Annotated in this window: 1 protein-coding gene and 2 pseudogenes; 1 reads left to right on the top strand and 2 read right to left on the bottom strand. The window is 41.9% G+C overall.

Annotated features, from left to right (window positions below):
- Positions 1–135 precede the first annotated feature (135 nt).
- Positions 136–1,520 (top strand): annotated as a pseudogene (locus NCWK1_RS28845) (IS4 family transposase).
- Here the strand turns inward: NCWK1_RS28845 and NCWK1_RS28840 are convergent.
- Both NCWK1_RS28840 and NCWK1_RS28835 read right to left on the bottom strand, forming a co-directional pair.
- Positions 1,520–2,218, bottom strand: a pseudogene (locus NCWK1_RS28840) (orange carotenoid protein N-terminal domain-containing protein); the annotation flags it as partial. The pseudogenes NCWK1_RS28845 and NCWK1_RS28840 overlap by 1 nt on opposite strands.
- Positions 2,203–3,311 (bottom strand): IS630 family transposase gene (locus NCWK1_RS28835; protein WP_103123660.1). Its coding sequence is split into 2 segments (ribosomal slippage): positions 2,203–2,900 and positions 2,900–3,311, totalling 1,110 coding nucleotides; the frame shifts between segments, so codons are not numbered across the junction. The pseudogene NCWK1_RS28840 and the gene NCWK1_RS28835, both read right to left, overlap by 16 nt.
- Between the last annotated feature and the right edge of the window lie 75 nt (positions 3,312–3,386).

Raw genomic sequence — 3,386 nt, 5'->3', positions numbered from 1 at the left:
CTGGTTTATCATTGTTAGCTATTAGACAACTGACTTTTCCCGTTAAGTCTTGAAAGGCTTGCTGGTAAAGGGCTTGAAGAACAGCACAGCATATACGGTAAATTAATTGTCATCGGGTACTAAAGGTAACAAGCAATGCTGGACTGGTGGGAGAAGAATTTTGCAACCATATCTCTGGGAGATCGCCGATTGAATGAGCGCGCAATGTCAATTGGGTATGCTCTAAGCCTTGGATTTGGGAAAGCACTGTCAGAAATCTTCAGCAATGGAACGGTACTCAAGAGAGCCTATGAGTTTTTGCCAACCCAAAAGTGCAATTTTCCAGCGTGATTGAGCCGCACTGTCAGATGACGGCAGAAAATGTTGCAGAACGCGACATAGTGCTGTGTGTTGGAGACACAACTTTTCTAGATTATGGCAGTATTGAGGTGAAAAAAGAAGGTTACGGCCCAATTGGTAAAGGGGGTAATGGTTTAATATTACACAGTGCCTTAGCGATAGAGCCTCAGAAAGGTCAATCCATAGGTCTGTTATGGCAAAAACTTTGGAATCGTGAGCCGAAACACAAGCCACCGAAAGATGAAACACCGACACAGAAGAAAAAAAGGCAAGCAGCAGCACGTAAAGAAGCCCGAAACCGCCCTTTTGAACAGAAAGAATCTTATAAGTGGGTAGAAGCTCTAACCACTGTAGAAAAGCTTGTAAGCCAGCACACACAAGTGATTCATGTTTTCGACCGCGAAGGTGATATTACAAAAGTTTTTGATCAACTTCGCCAACTCCAACACACTGGAATCATAGTTCGTGCGGCTCATAACCGTAGTTTAGATTCCGAAAGCGAACGTCTGTGGTCGAAGTTAGAAGCTCAACCTATTAGTTTTGAACAGAAAATTGAATTACCATCCACGAGCCAGCGTACTGCTCGTCAAACCAAACTAGCTATACGATTTTGTCCGGTCAATCTACGTACTCCTTATCGTTTTGATAACCGTAACCCGCTATCTGTGTATGCTGTTTATGCCACAGAAATTGATTGTCCCGAAAGCGAAACACCTGTGGAATGGATGTTGTTAACAACAGAAGTTATTGCAGATATTCAGATGGCTTCTACAATTTTACGTTGGTATACGTATCGTTGGCGTGTGGAAGAATACCATAAAATTTTCAAGTCTGGATGTCAGGTAGAAAAATACAGACTTGCTGCTGATGGGATGAAAGTTCTCATTGGTTTCTTGAGCGTGATTGCGGTAGAACTGTTGCAACTAACTTATCTACACCGCACTCAACCTGACTCTCCTGCCATTGAGATTCTTAACCCCCTTGAACTTAAGATTTTAAAAGCTAAGTCCCCCAAACTTCCCAAAGTATTAACAGTTAGCTGGGCTGTTGAAGTCATTGCCCGTCTTGGCGGCTACTTAGAACATCGAAGTAAAACACCCATTGGTATTCAGGTGCTGTGGCGAGGTTGGTTAAAATTACACGACCTTTGTGAAGGTTGGCAGCTTGCAAAAGAGACTTAACGGGAAAAGTCAGGTTCTTGGAAAGGCGGTTGCAAGGCACCATCTTTAGTAAATAAAGCCACAGCCCCTTGAAAGTCGAAGGCGTTCATATTCTCCATATAGCTGAGGACTGTTAAGTTATCGATGCCCTCAATGCTGACCTTAGCTCTCGGCGCGATATCTTGAGGTGGAACTACAGGTTGTTTGACGTTTTGCTCGCTAACCTTTGAGGTATACCCCATATTAACGACAATATTTTGTAATACGGTGAGTTGCTGACCGCCTTCAAGTTGACGGATAGCTTCGAGAACATCTGATGCTTGCGGAGAAAGTTTATAACCTTCTGGAATCGGGGCAACGATTCCTAGTTTCATCCACTCACCTAACTCATACCAGAAGCCCAACTTGATGTTTGTGCCGAAAGATGAATAGGTACGGCAGATGGGAGTATCAGCATGGTTCACTAGATCGCACATCATTTGCGTTTGCTTCTCAGCGGACATCTGCTTAATTTGCGTCAGAGTTTTTTCTGCGAAGACCATATTAGCTGCTCCCATAGCAGCAGGAGTGATTGTAACTCCCATCTCGGTATAAGCAAACCAAAGCAAAGCTAACTGATCCTCAGCGCTGAGTTGATTACATGATTCAACCGTAGCCGGAACCACATTAGCAACTAGTAGTCCACCAAGGCAATTTTGCTGGGTTAAATGCTTGGATATAAACGCTGCATTTTTTTACGTGCATCCTTGGTTTTAAAACCCCAATAAACACTGGCTTTTTGTTGATTACGCTGTGATTCCCAAGCAGCAATTTCAGAAGATAATATTTCTACATTGGGAATACGCCGTTCCAAACATTGGCGAGATAAAACGGATAATTCAATTTCTACTTGATTCAGCCAAGAAGCGTGTTTGGGAGTATAGTGAAACTCTAACTTTTGAATAATACGGCGTGCTTCCTGTGGAGAGAAAACTTCATATAATGCACTGGGAGTATGAATATTTAGGTTATCAACAACTAAACGAATCACATCAGCCTGGGGGTAATAAATATCTACTAAATCTTTTAACTGTTTTGCAAAATCCGCTTTTGTACGACGTTGTGTGACTTCAATATGTCGCCACCCAGCTAAAGGTTCAAAAAAGGCAAATAGATTCACAACACCGTTGCGTTTATACTCATAATCATAACGTTCAGGCTGATCTGGTTCTGGTGGCAAAGGAAGTCTTACTTCTTCTACTAATTGATATGGGCGTTCATCCAGACATAGTGTAGGTTTTTTTGGATCATACGGCTCATTATACAAATCCAAAACATCTTCCATTCTGAACACATACTCTGCGTTAACTTCGGGAATACACCACTGTTCTTTTAACCACGGTTTAATTTCATTTTTTTTAGCGTTTGGCGTATTGTTTCGTCGGAAATTGAATCTATAATACCAACTTTTACTAAATGATCTGCTAATAATTGCATTGTCCAACGCACTCTTCCTTCTGGTGGATTAGAACAAGCAGTCGCAATCAGAAATGCTTCTTGTTTTTCATCTAATTTTTTGGTTTTTGGTGGATGTTCCCCATCCTTTAAAGCAAACTCCAATCCGCCAATCACAAACTTTTCTCTTGTCCTTTCCACCGTGGCAACATGAACTCGAACTGCGGCAGCGATCGCCGTGTCCGTTTCTCCCTCAGATGCCATTAAAAGAATGTTTGCACGGGTGATAGTTCTTGCTTTGTGCTTTCCTTTTTTCAGGATTGCTTGCAATTGTAAAACTTCCTCTTCTCTTAAATCTACAATATACTTTTTCGCCATGCTCAACCCCTTTTTTGACTAGTTTATCAATTAGAGGGTATTACCCAGCAAAATTTCCTTGGTGGACTACTAGAG

Origin of the sequence: Nostoc cycadae WK-1 (genome assembly GCF_002897135.1) — a bacterium.
Taxonomy (GTDB): domain Bacteria; phylum Cyanobacteriota; class Cyanobacteriia; order Cyanobacteriales; family Nostocaceae; genus Nostoc_B.
The sequence above is the reverse complement of the archived record's forward strand: the minus strand, read 5'-3'. Positions and strand labels throughout refer to the sequence as shown.